Source organism: Acidobacteriota bacterium (assembly GCA_038040445.1).
In the GTDB taxonomy this organism is placed as follows: Bacteria; Acidobacteriota; Blastocatellia; order UBA7656; family UBA7656; genus Onstottus_A; species Onstottus_A frigus.
Genome location: JBBPIG010000027.1, coordinates 14,459 through 35,621, shown reverse-complemented (window position 1 = coordinate 35,621; position 21,163 = coordinate 14,459). Strand labels below are relative to the sequence as shown.

At 56.1% G+C, this 21,163-nt stretch carries 21 protein-coding genes; 7 read left to right on the top strand and 14 right to left on the bottom strand.

Features of this window, described 5'->3' with window-relative positions:
* Positions 1 to 32 precede the first annotated feature (32 nt).
* Together AABO57_23550 and AABO57_23545 are read right to left on the bottom strand one after the other, a co-directional pair.
* On the bottom strand, positions 33 to 1,220 hold the full coding sequence (locus AABO57_23550; protein MEK6288704.1) for a tetratricopeptide repeat protein: 1,188 nt from the start codon (positions 1,218 to 1,220) through the stop codon (positions 33 to 35).
* Positions 1,221 to 1,291: 71 nt separating this feature from the next.
* Positions 1,292 to 5,098, bottom strand: a complete 3,807-nt coding sequence (locus AABO57_23545) for a TonB-dependent receptor (protein MEK6288703.1) — start codon at positions 5,096 to 5,098, stop codon at positions 1,292 to 1,294.
* Between the two features lie 972 nt (positions 5,099 to 6,070).
* Between AABO57_23545 and AABO57_23540 the strand changes: the two genes are divergently transcribed.
* Entirely contained in the window at positions 6,071 to 6,397 is a 327-nt protein-coding gene (locus AABO57_23540; protein MEK6288702.1) for a hypothetical protein, read from the top strand.
* 517 nt (positions 6,398 to 6,914) lie between these two features.
* Here the strand turns inward: AABO57_23540 and AABO57_23535 are convergent.
* From AABO57_23535 to AABO57_23490, 10 genes are all read right to left on the bottom strand, one after another.
* A complete protein-coding gene (locus AABO57_23535; GenBank protein MEK6288701.1) occupies positions 6,915 to 7,679 on the bottom strand; it encodes a double zinc ribbon domain-containing protein in 765 nt (254 codons plus the stop codon).
* A 105-nt stretch (positions 7,680 to 7,784) separates the two neighbouring features.
* The gene (locus AABO57_23530; GenBank protein MEK6288700.1) at positions 7,785 to 8,153 is read right to left on the bottom strand and encodes a TraR/DksA family transcriptional regulator; all 369 of its coding nucleotides are present in this window, start codon (positions 8,151 to 8,153) and stop codon (positions 7,785 to 7,787) included.
* 77 nt (positions 8,154 to 8,230) lie between these two features.
* On the bottom strand, positions 8,231 to 8,728 hold the full coding sequence (locus tag AABO57_23525; GenBank protein ID MEK6288699.1) for a 23S rRNA (pseudouridine(1915)-N(3))-methyltransferase RlmH: 498 nt from the start codon (positions 8,726 to 8,728) through the stop codon (positions 8,231 to 8,233).
* Positions 8,729 to 8,771: 43 nt separating this feature from the next.
* Entirely contained in the window at positions 8,772 to 9,725 is a 954-nt protein-coding gene (locus AABO57_23520; GenBank protein MEK6288698.1) for a sigma-54 dependent transcriptional regulator, read from the bottom strand.
* A gap of 61 nt (positions 9,726 to 9,786) precedes the next feature.
* Positions 9,787 to 10,185 carry a ribosome silencing factor gene (gene rsfS / locus AABO57_23515; protein MEK6288697.1) on the bottom strand — a complete coding sequence of 133 codons (399 nt, stop codon included), beginning with the start codon at positions 10,183 to 10,185 and terminating at the stop codon, positions 9,787 to 9,789.
* A gap of 4 nt (positions 10,186 to 10,189) precedes the next feature.
* Positions 10,190 to 10,855, bottom strand: coding sequence for a nicotinate-nucleotide adenylyltransferase (gene nadD / locus AABO57_23510; protein MEK6288696.1), 666 nt, complete (start codon positions 10,853 to 10,855; stop codon positions 10,190 to 10,192).
* A gap of 70 nt (positions 10,856 to 10,925) precedes the next feature.
* Complete coding sequence (gene obgE, locus AABO57_23505; GenBank protein ID MEK6288695.1) at positions 10,926 to 11,957, bottom strand: GTPase ObgE; 1,032 nt, start codon at positions 11,955 to 11,957, stop codon at positions 10,926 to 10,928.
* 73 nt (positions 11,958 to 12,030) lie between these two features.
* Positions 12,031 to 12,288 carry a 50S ribosomal protein L27 gene (gene rpmA, locus AABO57_23500; GenBank protein ID MEK6288694.1) on the bottom strand — a complete coding sequence of 86 codons (258 nt, stop codon included), beginning with the start codon at positions 12,286 to 12,288 and terminating at the stop codon, positions 12,031 to 12,033.
* 58 nt (positions 12,289 to 12,346) lie between these two features.
* On the bottom strand, positions 12,347 to 12,670 hold the full coding sequence (rplU, locus tag AABO57_23495; protein ID MEK6288693.1) for a 50S ribosomal protein L21: 324 nt from the start codon (positions 12,668 to 12,670) through the stop codon (positions 12,347 to 12,349).
* Between the two features lie 105 nt (positions 12,671 to 12,775).
* Positions 12,776 to 13,054 (bottom strand): hypothetical protein, encoded by a 279-nt coding sequence (locus AABO57_23490; protein MEK6288692.1) that lies wholly within the window; start codon positions 13,052 to 13,054, stop codon positions 12,776 to 12,778.
* A 199-nt stretch (positions 13,055 to 13,253) separates the two neighbouring features.
* On the opposite strand from AABO57_23490, the gene serA reads away from it, so the two are divergent.
* Positions 13,254 to 14,834: a phosphoglycerate dehydrogenase gene (serA, locus tag AABO57_23485; GenBank protein ID MEK6288691.1), complete on the top strand. Its 1,581-nt coding sequence runs from the start codon at positions 13,254 to 13,256 to the stop codon at positions 14,832 to 14,834.
* A gap of 11 nt (positions 14,835 to 14,845) precedes the next feature.
* Here serA and pcp read toward each other — a convergent pair whose 3' ends face one another.
* Together pcp and AABO57_23475 are read right to left on the bottom strand one after the other, a co-directional pair.
* Positions 14,846 to 15,466, bottom strand: coding sequence for a pyroglutamyl-peptidase I (gene pcp, locus AABO57_23480; GenBank protein ID MEK6288690.1), 621 nt, complete (start codon positions 15,464 to 15,466; stop codon positions 14,846 to 14,848).
* A gap of 98 nt (positions 15,467 to 15,564) precedes the next feature.
* Positions 15,565 to 16,461, bottom strand: coding sequence for a DMT family transporter (locus AABO57_23475; GenBank protein ID MEK6288689.1), 897 nt, complete (start codon positions 16,459 to 16,461; stop codon positions 15,565 to 15,567).
* A gap of 199 nt (positions 16,462 to 16,660) precedes the next feature.
* Here AABO57_23475 and AABO57_23470 point away from each other — a divergent pair, with 199 nt between their 5' ends.
* The 5 genes from AABO57_23470 (at position 16,661) to AABO57_23450 (ending at position 20,902) form a co-directional block, all read left to right on the top strand.
* Positions 16,661 to 17,443 (top strand): hypothetical protein, encoded by a 783-nt coding sequence (locus tag AABO57_23470; GenBank protein MEK6288688.1) that lies wholly within the window; start codon positions 16,661 to 16,663, stop codon positions 17,441 to 17,443.
* Between the two features lie 24 nt (positions 17,444 to 17,467).
* Positions 17,468 to 17,890, top strand: a complete 423-nt coding sequence (locus AABO57_23465; protein ID MEK6288687.1) for a RidA family protein — start codon at positions 17,468 to 17,470, stop codon at positions 17,888 to 17,890.
* Positions 17,887 to 18,699, top strand: coding sequence for an enoyl-CoA hydratase family protein (locus AABO57_23460; protein MEK6288686.1), 813 nt, complete (start codon positions 17,887 to 17,889; stop codon positions 18,697 to 18,699). Before AABO57_23465 ends, AABO57_23460 begins: the two co-directional genes overlap by 4 nt.
* 51 nt (positions 18,700 to 18,750) lie before the next feature.
* Positions 18,751 to 19,593 (top strand): tryptophan 2,3-dioxygenase family protein, encoded by an 843-nt coding sequence (locus tag AABO57_23455; protein ID MEK6288685.1) that lies wholly within the window; start codon positions 18,751 to 18,753, stop codon positions 19,591 to 19,593.
* A 127-nt stretch (positions 19,594 to 19,720) separates the two neighbouring features.
* The gene (locus tag AABO57_23450; GenBank protein ID MEK6288684.1) at positions 19,721 to 20,902 is read left to right on the top strand and encodes an aminotransferase class V-fold PLP-dependent enzyme; all 1,182 of its coding nucleotides are present in this window, start codon (positions 19,721 to 19,723) and stop codon (positions 20,900 to 20,902) included.
* The last annotated feature ends 261 nt before the right edge of the window (positions 20,903 to 21,163 follow it).

The following is a 21,163-nucleotide window of genomic DNA, read 5'->3' as shown; positions in this document are numbered from 1 at the left end:
GGCGATTCAGGCGGAAATTACTTACTCGCGGCTCAAGGTTTGTTAAGCGCCTGGCGGAGCTTCTCAACGGCCTCTTTGACTTGACCCGCGTTGGGAGCGTTTGGGAGATCGCGTAGATAAGTTTCGAATGCCTCGATCGCTTTCGGATAATTCTTCTTGCGGAAGTAGAGCTGACCCAATTGCAATTGTGCGCCGGGCACCTTGGCGCCCTCGATCCTATATGCAAGACGCAACGCTGTTTCTGCTTCGTCGAGGTTGCCACTCTCAAGCAGGGCGGCGCCGAGATTGAACTGAGCGAGCGCATTCTCAGGTTCGGCGAAAGTTGCCTCGCGAAAAGCGGTCACCGCCGCGTCGAACTTATTTTGCCTCAAGGTGACCATGCCCAGCTTGATCTTCAGGTCCACCGCGTCTGCGCCTTTCACAGCGAGCGCTTTCCCTAACTCTTCTTCGGCTTGACGCCACTCGTGCGCTTCGATCAATGCTTCGACAAGCGGAGGGTGAATTTTTGTCTGATCCGGATGGTTGTTTCGGAGATTGGTGAGCAGCTTGGCGGCCTCTTTGTGTTTGCGCTGGCGGTTAAGAACGACCCCGAGATTTAGCTGAGGAAGGTACCATCTGTCGTTGAGCTTGATCGCATGGCGCAACGTTTCCTCGGCTTTGTCGAGCTGATCAAGTTTCATGAAAACGGCGCCCAGGTCGTTGTGAGCCTGTACGTAATCCGGCTGAAGCGAGATGACCCGCTTGAGGAGCTCCGAAGCTTCATCATACTTTCCAGCCTGTAGCAGCTTCGTCGCTTCTTCATAAGCCAGTTTGGCTTTTGGAGAAACGTTAGCGCCTAACGCGTCGGCTTTTACTGTTCCGGGTTTGGAAGGGTTGGCAGCGGTGAGCGGCCTTAAATTAACGACTATGTAATTACCTGCGTGGACCGGATTGAATGACACAGTAGTCGTCTCGTAGCTCTCTCCGTCTGTTTCGACCAAGATCGTGTAAGGGACGTTGATGCGCGGGAGGGCGATTCTCCCGTTTGAGTCTGTGTAAAAGATCTCAGTGCGCATGCCGTTGTCTGTGAGCAAGGTGAGTCGCGTCGGCTTTTGGATGGGCGACCCGTCGGGCATGAACATCTGGCCCCTTATGCCCAGTTGAGCATTCGCTACAAAAGCCAGGCAGAAGATACCCAGAAGGATGTGTAGGGCTTGACTCGTAGGGAACCGCAGCTTCATACGACATCCTCTAGTAGAAACGGGAGCGCCTCGGGCGCGCTCCCGTTTCCTACCCTATTGTGATCGTTCGATTAGAAGTTGACCCTGAGGACGAGCTGCATCAAGCGTCCGCCTGGATCGTTGGTGGTTGAAAGGTCTCGGTAAGCGTGAGTCGTTTGTCCGAAGTTGAGACTGCTAACCGTTACCCTGTTGGAATCAGCGTTGGCTACGTCACCCGCGCCAACATTGCCGATCAGGAAGTTCTGGTTATTAAACGCATTCAAGAACTCTGCGCGGAACTCTACATTCGCGCGCTCGGTTACTCGCGTCTTTTTGACAATGCTCAAGTCGGCGCGGAAGAACTCCGGGCCATACAGGAAGAGATAGGTACCGAACTTGCCCGGTGTCGTCGGCGGAGCGATGTATCTTCCCGTCGGCGTACCGGCCACCAGGCCGAACGCTTTCAGAGTGTTCTGAACGATATCGTCCGGAAGCCAGAAGACCGTGCCGCGAGTTGCGTCCAGAGGCTGCTTTCGAATCGCCACCAGCTTCTGTAGCTCCTGGATGCTTATGCCGACCAGATTAACACCCGATTCGAACTGGTTGGCAGTAGCGCGACCGCCGTCGAGCGGAAACACGCGGCCGCTTGTCCATCGGATGATACCATCCGTCGCCCAGCCTTCCAGCACCTTGCCAACGACATTGCCCGGGCCCTTGTAATCCAACCTGTGGCCCGCGCCGATTGGCAGATCATAAGTGTAGCTGACCTTGAACGAATGGCGGATGTCCCAGGGTGAAGGCCCTTTGTCCATCCCCTCATTGCGCAACGTGTGTGGTTGAGCGGCGAACGTGTTCGTAAGCGCGTGAGCCCAGGTGTAATTACCATTGAGCGTAAGCCCGCGCGAAAATCGTCTGCGCAATTCAACCTGGAGAGCACTGTAGGTGCTGCTGCCGCTGTTTGTCGCCAGTAGAGCATTCGCGCCCATCACCGACGGATTGGCGATGAACAGATTTGCAGCCAGTCCCCCAGCTATCCGATTTGCCTGGAACCCTACTGCTCCTGTTACATTGCCCAGTCGGTTGGCGACGTTCCCGGCCTGACCTTGATTGAGCAACTGTATAAAGGTCGCGTTCGTGAAGTTGGCCAGACCACTTGCCGTCGTCCCGAACGACTTCTCAAATATCGGCAGTGCCACTTGCCCAGGCAGCCCAAGGTTGCGGAAACTCGTGCCTCCGTTGAGCTTCAGGTTGTTCTGCGCCGCGATGAACTCCGGGAGGAATCCATTCTCAAAGATGTTCACCTCGTTGATGGTGTACTGCCTGCCAAGCCCTATCGAATGGTTTCCAACATAGCGAGCTTCAAAGACAGTGTCCCTGGTAAGCTCGCGCTGGATGCCGAAATTCCACGACTGGACATAGGGCACCTTAAGGTTCGGATTGAAGTCCCGAGCCTGGACACCCACGGCGGATGCCAATGGGTAGACCGGGTCAGCCGGAGCAGTGAAGGGCGGCAGGCCGTTTCGCAAGAGGAGACTGCCCGCTACGAAATCTCTGCCGTTAAGCAGGCTTATGTTTCGGCTGAGGCCCGTGTTACCGTTCCATATGCCGTTGTAATCGGCGAAACCGCCGACCACATACGAAATCGAATAGGCGCCGCGAATGACCGTCCTGTCGTTTTCGCCGAGTATGCGCTTGAGTATGCCCGACTTGAAATTCGGACTCCACGCGATGCCGAAGCTCGGCGCCCAGTTGTTGCGATCGTCCTCAAACGCCTTCGTATTCTTGTCGACCCGGACGTAGGTAGTCGCCGCGCCAGGTGTGACGCCTGGTTTGAACAGATTACCCTCTCCGCTTACGCCGAACACGCCCGTCGGCCTGGTGTAGACACCATTGTTGTGACGCGGCGAAATCGCGGCTTCCCAGCGCAGTCCATAGTTGAGGCTGAGGTTCGGGCGGAATTTGTAGTAATCCTGGAAGTAGAAGCCATAGCCGTGAACGCTGTTGCGCTCGATCGTCGTCTCGTTCAGTGAATACTTCTTTGTCGTCTCGTCGAGCTTGGCGTTGAATGCGGCTTGCGATAGCCGGCCTGTCAGCAGCGCATAGATTCCCCTGGCATTGGCTATCGTTGCGGCGTCAGCACCCGGGAAGTTTGCAGTAGTGAATATCGAAGTGGCAGTATCGGTTGCCACCACATCAAAACTCACTTGAGGAACCAGGGGGCCACCAGAGTTCTGGGCGAACGAACTCGCTCTGTTATACGCAGCCCCAAAGTTGAGATTGTGATTGCCCCTGGTCCAGGAGAGGTTATCATTGAACTGCTGGACAGGAGAGTTACGCCGAGAATTGCTGTCGAGCGACTGGGGGTTGGCCAGTGCGCCAGGGAAGATCATCGACACACCGCCAAAGGGTGCAAAGGAGCCCGCATTGGGTTCAGGGAAGAACACCACCGTCCCGCCGGTCAGGCCGAAGCGCGCCTCGTTTACGACGGTCGAAGTAAGCTGTGAGCGCAGCGCCGTTGAAAGTGAGAAACGATTGGATGCCTGGCTTCCAAGAATCTGCGGCATTGGCGCCGGGAAAGCTGGATCAACGCCATTGAGGAAGTCCACCCTGGATGCGAAATCCTGGAAGTTGTAGATGGCTTCGACGTGATGCTTGCTGGTCACGTTGAAGTCCACACGAATTGTGGGGAAACGTCGAAGCTGTCCTCCCGTATTCGTGAAGACGAAATTCTGGAAGTTCGGATCCGATTGTGCTTTGACCACGCCCGCCGACGTCGAACTGCGAATGTCGGCAAGGATCTTCGCTATTGTAGGATCGAAAGTCCCCGTGAATCCTTTCGACGCCGCGAGCGCTAACAGATTTACACCGCTCGCAGGTCCTCCAGGATAGCGGAAGATTCCCGCTTGCGCCTCGGGGGTCAGGATGACGCGAGTGCGCACAGTCGCTTCGGGCAACCTGAATTCTTCGTAGTTAACAAAGAACCATGCGCGGTCTTTGAGCCAGGGGGTGATCGGTCCGCCTGCCTTGATTCCCCACTGATCCAACCTAATCGGCGCGCGCTCGATGCCGGTCAGGTTGTTGAAGTAGTAGTTGGCATTGAAGCCCTTCTGGCGATTGTACCAGTACGCACCGCCGTGGTAGTCGTTCGAACCACCCTTGGTGATGAACCGAATGTGTACCGCGCCGCCCGCCGCAGCTTCGGCGCCCGGAGTAGACGTTGAAACCTCCACCTGTTCTATGGCGTCAATGCGAGGACGGATGTAGGTGAAGAACGCATCACCAGTCCGATTGAAGTTGTCCTGAGCATTGATGCCGTCGAGGGTGATGAACAGCGCGCCCTTAGGCAGGCCATTTATCGAAGAAGAACGCGGGCGGCCTGGTGTGGTCGTGCCCGGAAGCGTCAGCACCAAATCAAGAGCATCACGCGAGGTGAACGGCAGCTCGGTGATCTGGCGGCCGGAGATAATTGAGCCGATATTGGTGGAGTCCCTTTGCAGGACTTCAGCCCCGCCGGTAACCGTGACCGACTCGCTGGCTGCGCCGACTTCGAGCTTGACTTCGACGGTTGCCGACTTACCCACTTCGATTTTTACATCTGTTACCTTGGTCTGTTTGAACCCCTGAGCGGTAACCGTCACGGTATAAGTCGATACCGGCAAGGCAGAGATGAAGAAGGTGCCTTCGTCACCAGATTGGGCCTTGTATTCCGCGCCGGTCTCATTGTTCCTAACGACAACCTCGGCATTGCGTAGCACTGCGCCTTGCTGATCCATCACCGTGCCGCTTATTCGGCCGGTGGTGGTAACCTGCGCGCTACCCAAACCGCTAAATGAGCCCAATATTAGCAGAGTTGAGAGTGTGCAGATTACTACTCTAGCTAGCACTTTTTTCTTTCTCATCTAGATTCTCCTCCTAATGGATTTGAGGGGCCGTCCGGGAGTCTCAAAAGAAACAGGTAGCCCGCTATCGGACTGCGTGCCTGTTTTGCGCCTGAGAATCGGTCGACCATTGATAATTGATGTTTGAGACCGAGCGCCTCAAACATTCATGCTTGTTCAAGAACGACAAACAGCTAAGAAGTGACCCTTTGGTTCCGGTTGATCTAAGATCGGACTAGGCCAAGCACCCACAGAAATGGATTTCCAATGACGTAACGAATGATTATGACGAAGTCTTATGATTACTGAAGGTGCGAGAGTCTGATTTTAGCAAGTACCATACCCTGACAGGCCTAATTCACCCGACATCATAAGTCCACCAGCTATACCGTTTCCAGCTAAGCAGGAGAACGACCTGCGGTGGTCATACCGGAGATTATCCAAAACCATGAACTTCGCATCCAAATTATTGGATTTCTTGGAAGGGGATTTCCAGGTTGAGAGGCAAATAGGTCAAAGAACTGTTGAGATACCGGCTGGTTAGCGGTCGAGTCTTCTCGCTTTTAAGGCTATCGTATTGTATTCCGCCCTGTTGGTATTAATCCATCTTTTTCTGCGACTAGGAGCACTCTTGGCGCGCCTTGATCGCAATCGGTTTCGTATTATCGCAATCGGTTCCTTTAGTCTTGCGTCTCCCGACGACACGCGCTTTCGTGAGGGAGTGGTTTTCGCAGTGCCTTCTGTTAGCTGGTTGTATTCGTCTTCAGCTATCCTCTTGGGTACGATCACGTGCAACTTTGAATATTGATCCACTATATATACGTGAATGCGATCTATGCTGAACCTGTGATCGTTTTGGAAATCTGCCTTGAAGAATACCCAACCGCCTACAGAGTCTCTCGGCGTTAGAACTCTCGAATGAGCCACGTTATCAAAGCAAGTGTTTGAAATATCTGTGTATTCTACGATGCCATCATGATGTCTTAGTAGATAATGCGGGCTCTGGACGACGATGCGCCGGAGCCTAACAAGGCGATCACCCGATTTCACAACGACAGAGTATGCTACAATCAGATTGTTTGTATTGCCGATATTCATTATCCGCCAGTCAATTGCGAGATCGATATCGGCGGGTGGTCGTTCTTTAGGGTCCGAGCAGACAACTTCAAGAGTGCCGTGTCCATGACTCTCGGTGTGCATCAGAACGGCGAACCCAGTTTGGATAGTTCCTTTCGCAAGATCTTCATTCCGATCTTTAAAGAGCTGATACAGGAACTGGCTGGCTGTTGCGAGAATCAGTACAACGAATGCCCCCAGTGAGACGATCCAATGTTTGCGTATTTGACGGATGACAACACCAATCCGTTGGATCGCTCTGCCGAGGAGTGATCGTCTTCGATTTCCTTTCTGTTTGTGTGTTCCGCTCATAATTACTCACTCTAGTAGTTTAGAAACTCAGTCTGCAGAACTTTGTAATGGAGACTTCGCCTGGAGGACAGGCAGCTAGAAGTGACCCTTTGGTTCCGGTTGATCTAGGATCGAACTAGGCCAAGCACCAACAGAAATGAATTCCCGATGGCGTAACGGATCATTATGACGAAGTTTAATGATTACTGAAGGGAGAGTCTGATTTTAGCAAGTACCATACCCTGACAGGCCTAATTCCCCCGCCATTATAAGTCCACCAGCTATACCGTTTCCAGCTAAGCAGGAGAACGACCTGCGGTGGTCATACCGGAGATTATCCAAAACCATGAACTTCGCATCCAAATTATCGGATTTCCTCTGGTCGGATGCTGGGATTGCCCTGGCAGGAGCAAGGCCCGTCTACGGCTGATCACCTGTCCCCGACTCGCGCGATGGTTAGGGCGGTAACCTGTCGAGCGCCTGCTTCGATCAGCGAGAGGGCCGCTGCGCACAGAGTGCTGCCAGTCGTGTACACGTCGTCGACCACCAGCACGGACGCGCCGTCTATCAACCGCGGCCTCGCGACCTCGAAGGCTCGCTCGACCGACTGCGCGCGGTCGGCCGCGTCCATTCCTGTGCGATGCCGCTCGGTAGGTTTAGTCCGCAGCATCGAGCGATCGTCGAGACGGAAGCTGAACTCGCGTGAGATCAGCCTGGCGATAATTGCCGCTTGATTGAATCCACGCTGCCGCTCTCGAAGGCGATGCAGCGGGACCGGCACAACTACATCGCCAGCCAACGCCTGGCGATGGTCAGACAAGGTGTGACAGATGATTTCCCGCAGACGAGGACAGATGTGAGGGGTGACCTTCAAGAACAGAACGCTGGCTTCGAGAGCGCCAGCATAAACTCCACAAGCGCGGGCCGACGTTAACGGAAGCGTCGCGCACATTCCGCAAAGCCGGGCTGGCCGAGTAGCCGCCTGAACATCGACTATGGCGTTCGACACCGGTACGCCGCACTTCGCGCACAAAGATTCCTTTAGAAGTTTTGTTACGTTTGGATCGTCCCAGCATTCGGCGCACGCTACACCGTCGTCCCAAGATTCCACGGCGCCGCCGCACACACGGCACTGTTCAGGATATGCCAGGCCCAGCAGTCCATCTCTGATGTTTCGCAGTGCGCGTGGCAGCACGCTTGATCCTCCACAAGTGAGAATATTAAGAGGAAGGCTAAACAAAGTGTGTAGGCCCCACAAGTCGGCGACTGTGTCTAATAGTTTTGCGGGCGGATCTTCAAATCAACTCTCTTTTTCAACTAGCAGGCCTAGCTCCATTTGCTCCTGACACTTGATGCAGTGAGGCGTCCAGGGTATGGCATCGAGTCGCTTGGGCTGAATATCCTCACTGCAGTTCATGCACTCGCCAAAAGTCCCCTCGGTGATTCGATCCAACGCTTCTTCGATCAACCGGAGCGTATTGCGCTCGTTTGTGCTCTGAGAGAAGAGAAGCTCTTTAGTGTATGAGTTCGACGCCTTGTCGGCGGGATCCTGGCTGACATCGCGGTCAGCCTCGCGGCCGTAGTCTTCAGTGCGCTCTACCATGCCCAGCAGCGAATTTCTTTGCTCGGTCAACATGGCCTCGTATTGTCTTAATTTCCTTTTGTCCATCGAAATTCTCCTGGTCCAGTTTCTTTAACTATCCCCTTTACCCAATGCTCGGTTCAGACTCACTCGCCACGGGCTCCTCACTTTTGATAAGGCAAATCATGAATAATTGTAAAAGCACGGTAGATCTGCTCCATCAACAAGACTCGCGCGAGCTCGTGGGTCAGGGTCATTTTCGACAACGCCAGCACAAAATCCGCTCGCCTACACACCGCCTCCGATAGTCCACCGTATCCGCCAATCACGAACGTCAACTGCTTCGTACCCAGCACCCTGTGCTTTTCGATCAGCTCGGCCAGCTTGATCGAATCAAGCTCGCGCCCGCGCTCGTCAAGCGCAATAAGATACGGGGCCGCCGCTGTTCGAGCAAGTATGTCCTCGCCCTCTTTATCAATGATCCGTCGCGTATCGCTGCCGACGTCATTGCGATCGCGCAACTCGGTTACTTCAACGGCGGCAAACTTGCCGACGCGCTCCAGGTATTCCTGAAGCAATTGCTTCGCAGGAGCGTTTTTCGTTTTGCCGATCCAAACGATCCGCAGCTTCATGATGGTTCCGGGTTCCGAGTTCTGGTTCATAGTTCCCTTAACCCGAAACCCAGAACCCGAAACTCGGAACCGGCTAGTTCAGCGCCGGGCTGCCCGTTCCCAGCTTGCCGATGTTATACCGCCGCATCTTTTCGTAGAGATTCTTGCGGCTAATTCCCAATATCTCGGCCGCGCGCGTTTTGTTTCCGCGCGTATGCTCGAGCACCTCGGCGATATAGACAGCCTCCAGCTCCGCGAGCGATGGCTTTGTCTTGCGCGATTGCATCAGCCGCGCAGCCGATCGCAAGTACTCGGGCAACCCCGCCGGCTCGATAACGTCTTCGCTCGACGTGACCACCGCGTGTTCTATGATGTTCCTTAGCTCTCGAACATTGCCTGGAAAATCATAGCTCGAAAGCGCCTCCAGGGCCGCCTTTGAAAGCCGTACGCCATCCCGGCCGCTGCGAGACGCAAACTGTCTAACGAACTCGTCTGCAAGCTGAGGCAAATCCTCGAGTCGATCGACCAGCCTCGGCAGCTCAATAGTCACCACCGCGAGCCGGTAGTACAGATCATCGCGAAAAGTTCGAACTCGCACGGCCTGCTTGATATCGATGTTCGCCAACGCGATTATACGAACGTCGATCTTTACCGGTTGCTTCCCGCCGAGCCGCTCAAACCTGCGTTCCTCAATCACCCTCAGGAGCTTCGCCTGAGACGACGACATGAGGCTGGCTATCTCGTCGAGCACCAGGGTGCCGCCGTCGGCTGCCTCAAATCGTCCGGGCTTCGATTCGGTCGCACCAGTGAAGGCCCCCTTCTCATAACCGAACAACTCCGACTCCAGAAGGTCTTCGGGCAACGCCGCGCAGTCGATCTTTACAAACGCCCGATCGCGTCGAAGGCTGCGATCGTGAATAAGCCGAGCCGCGACATCTTTGCCGCTTCCCGATTCGCCCAACACCAGCACGTTCGACCCGGTGGCCGCGACTCTGTCGATCAGTTCCGCGACCTTCTGCATAGCCGGCGAATTGGCAACGAGCTTCATAAGACTGACTGAAGTGCTTATGCATGGTCCGCTGGTCACGCGGCCTCGCTATCACCATGCATTACACGTCACTGGCTACTTCAACGCGAGGCGCGTCGCGCCATAAACGCTCCAAATCGTAAAACCGGCGCGATGCCGGCCCGAACACATGCACGATAAAATCGCCGTAGTCTAGCAGAATCCATTCTGCACTGCTATAGCCTTCGATGTGAAGCGGGCGTTTGCCGCTCTGAAGCAACGCCTCTTCAACTGCGTTGGAAATAGCTTGTACCTGCCGCGTGCTCGCACCGGTGCAAATCAGGAAATACTCTGTAAAGGAGGCGACTTGCCGCAGGTCAAGCACGGCCAGATCGGTCGCCTTCTTGTCGATTCCGGCGCGAGCCGCGATCATGACCGCGGTTTCAGTTTCCAGCACCGGTACCGATCGCGATCGGGGTTGTTTGTCAGCGCCACCACCCATTAAGTCACCGTCTGTACAGTTCGTACTTTCTGATATAGTCGGCCACGTGCGCCGGCACCAGGCCTTCTATCGACTTTCCGTCGCGCACTCTTTGCCTGATCTCCGTAGACGAGATGCCGGTGTTAACATAGCTGGTCAAGTAGATACGATGCTCGTTCAACTCTCCGCCTATCTCGAGCTTACCGTCGCGTCCGCGCAAGTCCACGACGGTTGACCTGAATCGCTCGTCCAGGTGCGATGAAGTCACCTCGTGCCCCGGCCGCGCAACTACAATTAGGTTCGTGGACGATAGCAATCGCGCGGGTTCGCGCCAGGTGCTGATCTCCTCGAACGAATCCGCGCCCAAAACAAAAAACAGTCTGGTCCTAGTTCCGAAAATGCTTCGAAGCCGCTCGACGGTCTCAAACGTGTATGGACGGTCGGGCGATTCCAGTTCGATAGTTGAAACCACCACCCGCGGCTCCTCGAGCGAAGCCATGACCGACATTGCAAATCGATGGTAAGCGTCAGCGATTGCGCTCGAGTTCTTATGCGGCGGCCTGTTTGCAGGAATGATCAGCAGTTGATCAAGCAGGAAGTTCTGGACGATGGCGCGCGAGACTTCAATGTGTCCGTTGTGCACCGGATCGAATGTTCCTCCGAATGCTGCTATGCGGCGTTCGTCCATCATCTGTGTTCAGGGTTCAGGGTTCAGGGTTCATACGATTAACTCGACCGATAGACAGACCCGGAACCCGGAACTATGAACTCGAAACCGCCATCTGGCTTGACCTCCGAATCTGCTCGACCTCTGCGCCGACCCCGGCAACGAACTCGCTTATGCCGAAGCCGGCTACTGCCGATATCTCAAACATCTTGAGTCCACGCGCTTCGCAGAACTGGCGAAGCCGTTCCACCCTCTCCGAATCATCAAGCGCGTCCATCTTTGACGCAGCCACCATTTGAGGTTTCGCAAGCAAGTCAGCTTTATAAAGCTCAAGCTCCCTGCCGATCGTCAGAAAATCTTCGACTGGATCGCGACCGGTCGAAGAGACGTCGATGACATGAACGAGCAGCTTGGTGCGTTCGACGTGACGCAGAAATTCCAGTCCGAGCCCGGTCCCCTCGTGGGCGCCCTCGATCAACCCTGGAATGTCGGCCACCACGAATGAACCTTCTTCGCCATAAGCGACGACTCCCAAATGCGGCTCCAACGTAGTGAATGGGTAGTCGGCGATCTTGGGGCGGGCGGCTGAGATTCGTGAGATCAGCGTTGACTTGCCGACATTGGGAAAGCCGACAAGACCCACGTCTGCAATCAGCTTCAACTCGAGTTGTAGCGACCTGACCTCGCCAGGCTCGCCGTCTTCGTGGTAGCGCGGCGCGCGGTTGGTTGAAGTCGCGAACTGCGCGTTGCCCCGTCCTCCGCGGCCGCCTCGCGCTGTTACTATGCGCTCGCCGGGTTGGGAGAAATCATGAAACAACTCGCCGGTCTCACCGTCGGTAACCAACGTGCCCACAGGCACAAGGATATTGCGCTCTTCGCCGTCTCGCCCGTGGCGCTTGTCGCCCTCGCCGTGTGAGCCCCGGCCCGCGCGAAACTCAGGATTGAAGCGGAATTGCAAAAGGGTGTTTAGCTGCTCGGTCGCTTCCATGTAGACCGAACCGCCTCGACCGCCGTCGCCGCCCGACGGTCCTCCTCGCGGGACAAACTTTTCGCGGCGGAATGCGGTCACTCCGTTTCCGCCGTCACCGGCCTTTACCAAGATTTTGGCTCGATCTAAAAACTGCATAATTGGTCATTGGTCATTCGTCATTGGTCATTGAGAATTCAAAAATGGATGACCGATGACTAACGACCAATGACTAAGATTGCGGGTACACGCTGATGAACTTGCCTTTGCGTCCCTTCTCTTCGTACTTGACGACGCCGGTGACCAGCGCGAAGAGCGTGTCGTCCGAACCGCGGCCAACGTTGTTGCCGGGCTTGAATTTCGTGCCTCGCTGACGAACCAGAATCGCGCCGCCCAACACGCTCTCGCCGCCAAACCGCTTGACGCCGAGCCGCTGCGCGTTCGAGTCGCGCCCATTCCGCGAACTGCCTACTCCCTTTTTGTGTGCCATAAATCCTCTGTCGAGCGATCAAAGCGAACGGCTGTAACCATCCGCGGTCGATCGCTGCCTATTCTGATTTGTCCGAAGCCGCGCCAACTGATTCGATCCGAACCGCGGTGAAGTCCTGGCGATGACCGTGAATCTTCTTGTATTGCTTGCGGCGCTTCTTCTTGAAGACGATCACCTTCTTGCCGCGGCCGTGCTCGACGACGGTAGCCTTGACTTGATCGCCGCCGACTTGCCCGACTTGAATGCGGTCGCCATCGGCTTGCAAAAGCGCCTCAAGCTCGACCGACGCGCCGACTTCCGCTCTGATCGAGGGGAGACGAACGATCTCTCCCTCAGTGACTCGGAACTGTTTGCCGCCGGACTGAATGATCGCGTATGCCACGGTTAGCTCCCTCCAAAAAATCGCTTCTGACGAAAGTCCAAAAGTATAGCGGGCGCTTGAATCGAGTGTCAACGCCTCCAAACGTGGTCGGTTATAGCGGATCGGCTAGTGCGGCAGGACAGGTTTGAAGACTTGGCGGAGGTCATCCTTGATCTCGCGGATGTCGGCGTCGAGGCGGGCGAAGCGTTCTTCGTATCGTTTATCGTTCTGACGAATTTCGTTCCGCAGCGTCTCCATCTCGGCCTTCATCTCGTTTCTAAAGGCGGTGAATTGCTCGTTGAGCGCAGCCTGCGTTGAGCGCGCCGTGCCGAGAATGGTCAGGATGAATCCAAAAAAACTCAGCACGAACGTACCAATGATCGTTATGAATTGCCAGTTGGTCATCTGCGCTCTCCAGCCAAGTCACTTTGCCACAACAAGGTGCTGACAGTCAGCAAGATTGCGCAAGCCAAGCAAAGCAAGATTGATCGAGGGCGCCGCGAGACAATCGCGCGCCGTCACGAATCCCCAAGCGGGCGTGCGGTGGAAGGAAGTCTGCACGTCCGGTACAATTCGAGCTTCGAATCCGGGAGTCGAAGTTCTTATGCGCATTCTCGTTTGTGACGGATTGGAGAAGAGCGGGGTTGACAAGCTCAGATCAGCCAGCGGCATGACGGTCGACGAACAGCCTTCGATCAGCGGCGATGAACTCGCTCGAATCATCGGCGGTTACGACGCGCTGATCGTTCGCAGCAAGACCAGTGTCACCGCCGATCTGATCGACCGAGCAACCAACCTCCGCGTCGTTGGCCGCGCCGGCACGGGCGTCGACAACATTGACGTCGCCGCCGCTACGCGGCGCGGCGTGGTGGTGATGAATGCTGCTGCCGGAAACACGGTCACTACGGCCGAGCACACAATGGCGATGCTGCTGTCGCTCGCGCGCCAGATACCGCAAGCCGTGACTTCAACTAAAGCCGGCCGCTGGGAGAAGGACAGATTCCTCGGCGTCGAGCTTATGGGCAAGACGCTGGGGATCGTCGGACTCGGGCGCATCGGCACGGCCGTCGCCGAGCGCGCGCGCGCGTTCGGGATGAACATATTGGCTTACGATCCTTACTTCACGCGTGAAGCCGCGCACGAGCTCGGCATCGAAATGATCGCGCTCGATGATCTCATAGCCCGCGCCGATTTCATCACGATCCACACGCCGCTAACGGATGAAACTCGCGGAATGATCAACTCCGCCGCAATCGACAAAATGAAACACGGCGTGAGACTCATCAACTGCGCTCGCGGCGGCTTGATTGATGAACGAGCCCTGATCGATGCGATCCGCTCCGGCAAAGTCGCAGGCGCGGCGCTGGACGTGTTCGAGCAGGAACCGACGCCGCCCGACAATGCGCTGCTTGCGCTCGATGAGGTGATCACAACGCCTCACCTTGGAGCATCGACGACCGAAGCTCAGCTTGGAGTAGCGACGATGATTGCCGAGCAGGTGCTTGACTACTTGAAACACGGCACGGTGCGCGGCGCAGTCAACATGCCCGCAGTAAGCGCCGAGCTGCTCGCGTCCATCGGACCATACATCTCCCTTGGCGATAAGATAGGCCTCTTTCAAGGTCTGGTATTCGGCCACGACTTACGCGAGGTCGCCATCGAATACTCGGGCGAGGTCACCGAGTACGACGTCAAGCCCATAACTCAAGCGGTGCTCGCAGGGCTGCTCGGCCCGGTGATCGAGCGGGTGAATATGGTCAACGCGGCAATGGTCGCCGAACAGCGTGGCATTAAAGTCAGCGAATCGCTGTCGCGCCGCGCGCGAGACTTCGCGAGCATGATTCGAGTTCGGGCGGTGACCGCGGAGCGCGAAAGCGAAGTCGCGGGAGCGCTATTCGGCCGCCGCGACGGACGCATAGTTCGAATCAACGGCTTTAGTCTCGAAGCGATCCCAAAGGGCCACATGCTTCTGCTCTTCAACCGCGACCAGCCCGGCGTTCTCGGAAGCATCGCTACATTCATAGGCGAGAACCACGTCAACATCGGCCGGCTCTATCTCGGGCGCAAGAAGATTGGAGAGAGCGCGCTGGCGTTGATTCAGATCGACCAGCCCATGTCCGAAGAAACACTGAGCGCGCTTGCTTCGCTGCCAGGCGTCATCTCAGTCAAGCAAGTAAAGCTGTGACGCATCTCGGCTTAGTTCTCATCGCTTAGCGAAACTTCGATCGCCAGCCGTACCGCTTCCACTATCGATTCCCGTGAGAGGCTGGGCACGTCCGGATATTTGTTTATTGCCTGCTCGTGAAGATAAGGCAGATGTATGAAGCCGGCGATCGCGGGCAGCCGTCCGACGCTAATCGAATGCATCGCGCTGTAGAAGAGCCTGTTGCACAAATATGCGCCGGCGCTGTTTGAGATCGCTGCCGGAATGAGCGCTCTGTTGATCCGATCGGTGATCGCGCGAATCGGAAGCGTTGAAAAATATCCGACCGGTCCGCCTTGGACAATGGGTTCGTCCCTGGGTTTATTCCCCGCGTTATCAGGAATGCGAAAGTCATCGACGTTGATCGCGACTCGCTCGGGCGTGATTCGATATCTGCCTCCTGCTTCTCCGAGCATAATGACGATATCTGGGTGGCCCGCGCGTATGAGTTCGAGTGCCATATCGACCGCCCGGTATCGATCAACCGGAAGCTCGGCGATGCGGACGAGCGCATCGCGAAAGTCGATCTTATCCATTTGGCGGGCAGCTTCAAGCGAGGGGTTTATGCCCTCACCGGCGAAAGGCTCGAAGGCAGTTAGCAGTAGTCTCTTCACTCGCATAACCTCATTGGGAAGTAGCATAGACTGTCTAGTCTGTTGTCTGGTGATCCGACTTGTGTGGGAATTGCCAGACACAGACTAGACAGTCTACGCTACTTCGAGGTCGTCAGATAAACACCTGCAAGCACGAGAGCGCCGCCGGCCAAAGTTGCGAGCGGCGGGCGCTGCGCAAAGAAAATCAGTGCGAGCACGCTTGCTGCTACCGGCTCGCCGAGAAACGCCAATGAGATTGCCGTTGGCCGTACGTGCTTGATCGCCCAGTTAAAAACCGTATGACCAATTATCGTCGGCACAATCGCCAGCGCTGCCAGATATCCCCACGTGCTTGCGCTGTAAGGAAGAAGCTGATCACCGGCGGCGATTACCCAGATTAGCAGCAACAAAGAGCACACGGCGTAGAGTGGAGTGACGTAGCCAAGCACGCTGATTCGTGCTCGCGCCTTTCGGCCAACGATAAAATAGCCGACCACCGCCAGGGCGCCCAACAGCGCGAGAGCATCACCCTTCATCGCCGGTCGAAGGTCCCCTAGAGCGTCGTGGCTAATAACTGCCATCCCCGCGAGCCCGACGCCGGCGCCGATGAGGCTACGCCGTGAGGGCCGCTCGCCGAGAAAGAGGTACGAAGCGATGACTACGAACAACGGATGACTGTTGACCAACACCACCGCGGTGGCGATGGGGACATACTTGAGCGATGTGATCCACGCGCCGAAATGGACCGCCAGGCAGAATCCTCCCAACGCCAGCAAGCCGATATCTTCTCGCGCCAGCGACCGAATCTCTTTCCACTTGAACGCCAGCGCCGGCGGCAATAGCAACGCGGTCGCGACAGCCATCCGGTAGAACGCGATTACCGGCGCTGGAACTTCTGCTTGCTCCAGCTTGATGATAAATATCGCAGAAAACGCGAGCGCTAGAACGGCGAACCCCATCGCTGCCATTACCCGGCCTGGGCCGCGCTGCGAGGCGTTGGTGTGTTCTTCGCTCACGATGTGTTTGAGAACTCAAGCCGGTGCCGGCAAGCTGGCGAAGGAAGCGATATCCAGCCTTCGTCCATCCGGCTCGAACGTTATAGCATCGCGATCGTTCGATGAGAAGCGTTCAGGCTACTGCTTGCGAACAGCGGCCCCGAGGTGCTAATAACTTGATTGCTCCCAACGAGAATTAATCGAAAGGAATGACTCGTCAATGCGAATCAGTTTGGTCATTATCCTGCTGGGCGTGATCGCGCTCAGCGGCTGCAATGGCGCCAATACCAACATCAATTCCAACGCCAGCTCAAATCTTAACGCCAACAGCGCCCCAAATTTCAAGCCGCCTCAACCAATCAAGCCCCTCGAAGCAGCCGATCCGAATTTCAAAGCATGTAACCCGTACTTCCCGCTCGTGCCCGGGTCAATTGCCAAATTTGTGATCAACTATTCCAGCGGCATAGTCGGAGACTTGACTGTTATCGTCGATGCCGCTGACGAAGCAGGGCGCAAGGTCTTCGCGCAACGGTCGCAACTCGTCGACCGCAGCGGCGGCATGCAAATAGTTCAATCGATAGTCAGAAAGTTTGTTTGCGATGGCGAGAGGGTGCAGATCCTTTCAGAAACAACCGAGAGCAATATCGCCGGACAACAATCCAGGCTTGATTTTGAGTATCGAGAGAATTCGGTGATGATGGTCGATCCACAGTCGATTTCGAGAAAGGGCACGACCTGGACGCACGCCTTCCGTACCATAGTGCATAGCCCCGGCATGCCGCCGTCGAGAGGTGACGATCTCACGTTCATCATCTTCGAGGTGATCGGTCCGGAGGACGTGACCACTGCGGTCGGCACTTTCAACGCCGTTAAGATCACTCGCAAAATAGGGGAGAATCTTACAGTCGATCATTACGTGCCCGGCTTGGGACTGGTGAAGCGGCGCGCCAAAGAAGGCACGAGCTGGGAGCTTAAGGAATATAGCGGACTCAAAGCGCTTTGATCACAAGTCAGGATCAATGTGAGGATGACAATAATCAATCCGGAAGTGCTCGGCCACCCTAGCGGCTACAGCAACGGCATGTTGTTCGAAGGCGGCTCGCTGTTGTTTATCGCCGGGCAGGTTGGTTGGGACGCCGCGAACAGAATCGTGAGCGACGATTTTGCCGAACAGTTCGCGCAGGCGCTCTCGAATGTTCTTGTCGTGGTTCGCGAGGCCGGCGGCGGACCTCAAAACATCGCGCGAATGTTGATCTTTGTCACCAACAAGGATGAATACACGTCGGGGCTCCGGGCTGTGGGCATTGCTTACCGCCAACTCATGGGCAAGAACTATCCCGCGATGACCCTGGTCGAGGTTAACAGCCTGGTCGAACACCTTGCCAAGGTCGAAATTGAAGCAATCGCGGTCATCCCAACGGCCGACAGTTCGAGCGGGGACCCGCGGTGAAAACCTCGAAGGTCATCGATCCAAAAAGCTTTTTGTACGAGGAGCGAGGCCCGATCGCGACTGTGACCCTCAATCGGCCGGAACGGCTGAACTCGCTCACATTTGAAGTCTATCGCGAGCTTACGGACACGCTTGCCTCCCTCCGCTCGCGCGATCAGATAAGGGTTGTCGTCATCACCGGACGCGGGCGCGGGTTTTGCTCGGGCGGAGACGTCGAAGAGATCATTGGCGAGTTGTTCCAGCGCGACATAAGCGGGCTTCTCGAGTTCACACGGATGACCTGCGAGTTGATCAGGAACATTCGCCGCCTCGACAAGCCAGTAATTGCCTCGCTCAACGGAACAGTTGCCGGGGCTGGCGCGGTCATCGCGCTGGCCTGCGATATGCGCATCGCAGCCGACACCGCAAAGATAGCGTTTCTCTTTACGAAGGTCGGACTCGCGGGCGCGGACATGGGCGCGGCGTTCTTGCTGCCCAAGCTCGTGGGCCTGGGCAAGGCAACGGAAATGCTATACACCGGCGATTTCATCGGCGCGCAAGAAGCCGCCAGCCTCGGTCTATACAACGCCGTCGTTGCGCCAGGCGAACTCGAGGCGGAGACGGTGAGGTGGGCGGAAAGGCTTGCGGCCGGACCGGGGTTTGCGCTGGGAATGACCAAGGCCGCATTGAATCGCGAGCTTCATATGAGCCTCGATATGGCTCTGGAAGCCGAGTCCGAGGCTCAAGCCATTTGCATGCTCAACCCTGATTTCCGCGAAGCCTATCAGGCGTTCACTGAAAAGCGGGCGCCGGTGTTTAACAAAAAATGACCGATGACCGATGACCGATGACCAATGACCAAGGACCAAGGACCATTCTTAATGTCATTCGGTTTACCGCCTAGTACGGACGAGCCGCGACTCACATACGGCGGCTACCTCAAGGTGCGCGATCTGATCTCGCTTCAGGAGCAGCTCTCCGATCCGCCGCAGCACGACGAAATGCTGTTCATCATCATCCATCAGGTCTACGAACTGTGGTTCAAGGAACTGCTGCACGAACTGGACACCATCATCGAAAGGCTCAACGGCGATCAACCGCTTGCCGCGCATCGCCTGGTGCGGCGCTGCATCGAGATCGAGCGCGTGCTGGTTGACCAGATCGCCGTGCTCGAGACCATGATGCCGATGGACTTCCTTGCCTTCCGCGATCAGTTGATGCCTGCCAGCGGCTTTCAGTCGTTTCAATTTCGCGAGATCGAGTGTGTCTCGGGTTTGAAGGACGCCCGATTCCTGAAGAACTACGATCCGGGTTCGGAGGAGCACGCGAGACTGCAAGCGCGGCTCTCACAACCCTCGGTTGCGGATGCGTTCTACGCGATGCTTCGACGGCACGGGTTCAACCTGCCGGAGGTAGCGACCGACGGCGAGGAAGCGCAACTGGCTGCGCGGCAGGAGCGCATCAGCGAGCTTAAGCGGGTTTATCAGGATGCGGAGAAGCACTATGCGTTATTCCTGTTGACCGAGAGCTTGATCGAATACGACGAAATGTTTTCGATGTGGCGGCTGCGTCATATCAAGATGGTCGAGCGGATGATAGGCACCAAGACAGGCACCGGGGGAAGTGAAGGCGCGGCTTACCTGAAGAAGACTGTGGACCGAACCTTCTTCCCGGAGTTGTGGGAGCTGAGGAGTTATCTCAGCACCAAGAGCAGCGGCGAATGATTCCCGATTGGCGATTGCCGATTGCCGATTTCTGCATTCTTGATTCTTGATGCCTGGCCGTTTCAATCGGCAATCGGCAATCGGAAATCCGCAATCCGCAATCGGCAATCCTGAGAGGGAGGTTTCCATGGACGAGTTACTAGAGTGGCGAAAAGAGTTTCCAATTCTCGACAACACCGTTTACATGATCTCGCACTCGCTGGGCGCGATGCCCAGGCGCACGCGCGATCGTCTGCAGGAGTACGCGGACATGTGGGCGACGCGCGGAATTCGCTCTTGGGATGAAGGATGGTGGATGATGGCTACGACGGTCGGCGATATGATCGGCAAGATAATTGGCGCCGGCGAAGGCGAAGTAGTGATGCACCCGAACGTTTCAATCTGCCAGTCGATCATCACCTCGTGCTTTGCTTTCGGCAGCAAGCGAAACAAGATCGTCACCGAGAGCTTGAACTTTCCATCGAATTTGTACATCTATCAGGCGCTTGAACGCGAAGGCGCGGAGTTGGTGACCGTGCCTTCCGACGACGGGATAACCGTGCCGATCGAGAGGATGCTCAACGCGATCGATGAGCAGACGCTGCTCGTCAGCGTCTCACACGTCATCTTCCGAAGCTCGTTCATTCAAGACCTTAAAGCCATCACCGAACGCGCTCGCGAAGTCGGGGCGTTTGTTGTAGCCGATATCTATCAATCAGCCGGGACGGTGCCGGTCGATGTGCGCGAGATCGGGTTGGATTTCGCGACTGGCGGTTCAGTGAAATGGCTCTGCGGCGGGCCGGGCGCGGGCTACCTGTACGTCAAGCGCGATCTGTGGTCAAAGCTCGAGCCGCGATTGACGGGATGGCTCGCGCACGAAGACCCGTTCGCGTTTGAGACCGGGCCGAACCAGTACGCCGACAACATCTATCGCTTCCTGAACGGCACGCCTTGCATACCAGCGATGTACGCGGCGATGTCCGGCTACGAGATAGTGAACGAGATCGGAGTTGAGAGGATTCGAGAGAAGTCGATCAGACAAACAACCCGCTTGATCGAGATCGCCGAAGAGGCGCGCTTCAAGATCAACTGCCCGAAGAATCCAGCCGAGCGCGGCGGCACGGTGGTGATCGACGTGCCACACGGACAGCAAGTGACGACCGAGCTTCTGCGCCGCGACTTCCTCGTCGACTATCGTCCGGGCGCAGGCATTCGAGTAGCGCCGCACTTCTACTCGAAGGATGAAGAGCTTGAGCTCACGATTCGCGAAATCCAAAAGATTCTCGAGACGAAAGCCTACGAACAGCACAATGCCGCTCTCGCGCATTGAGTGAGCCAAAGCTATTCGTTGCGGATTTGTTCGTGATGAGACAACGTTTCCTATGGGTAAGAGAAAGAAGCTATTGTTGAACATAGAGGACAAGCGGAGGTTTATCAGTGAGCATCAAGGCAAAATCAACAACGAGTTAAGGAAACCGAATCCTGATGAAGATTCATAAAACCCTGGCAGAGTGAAATCCGAGGGGCGAGAACCTCCATAGCGCGGTACAAGCGTCGCCTCGAAGCTTTGGGGTGGAAGATATGAGAAAGT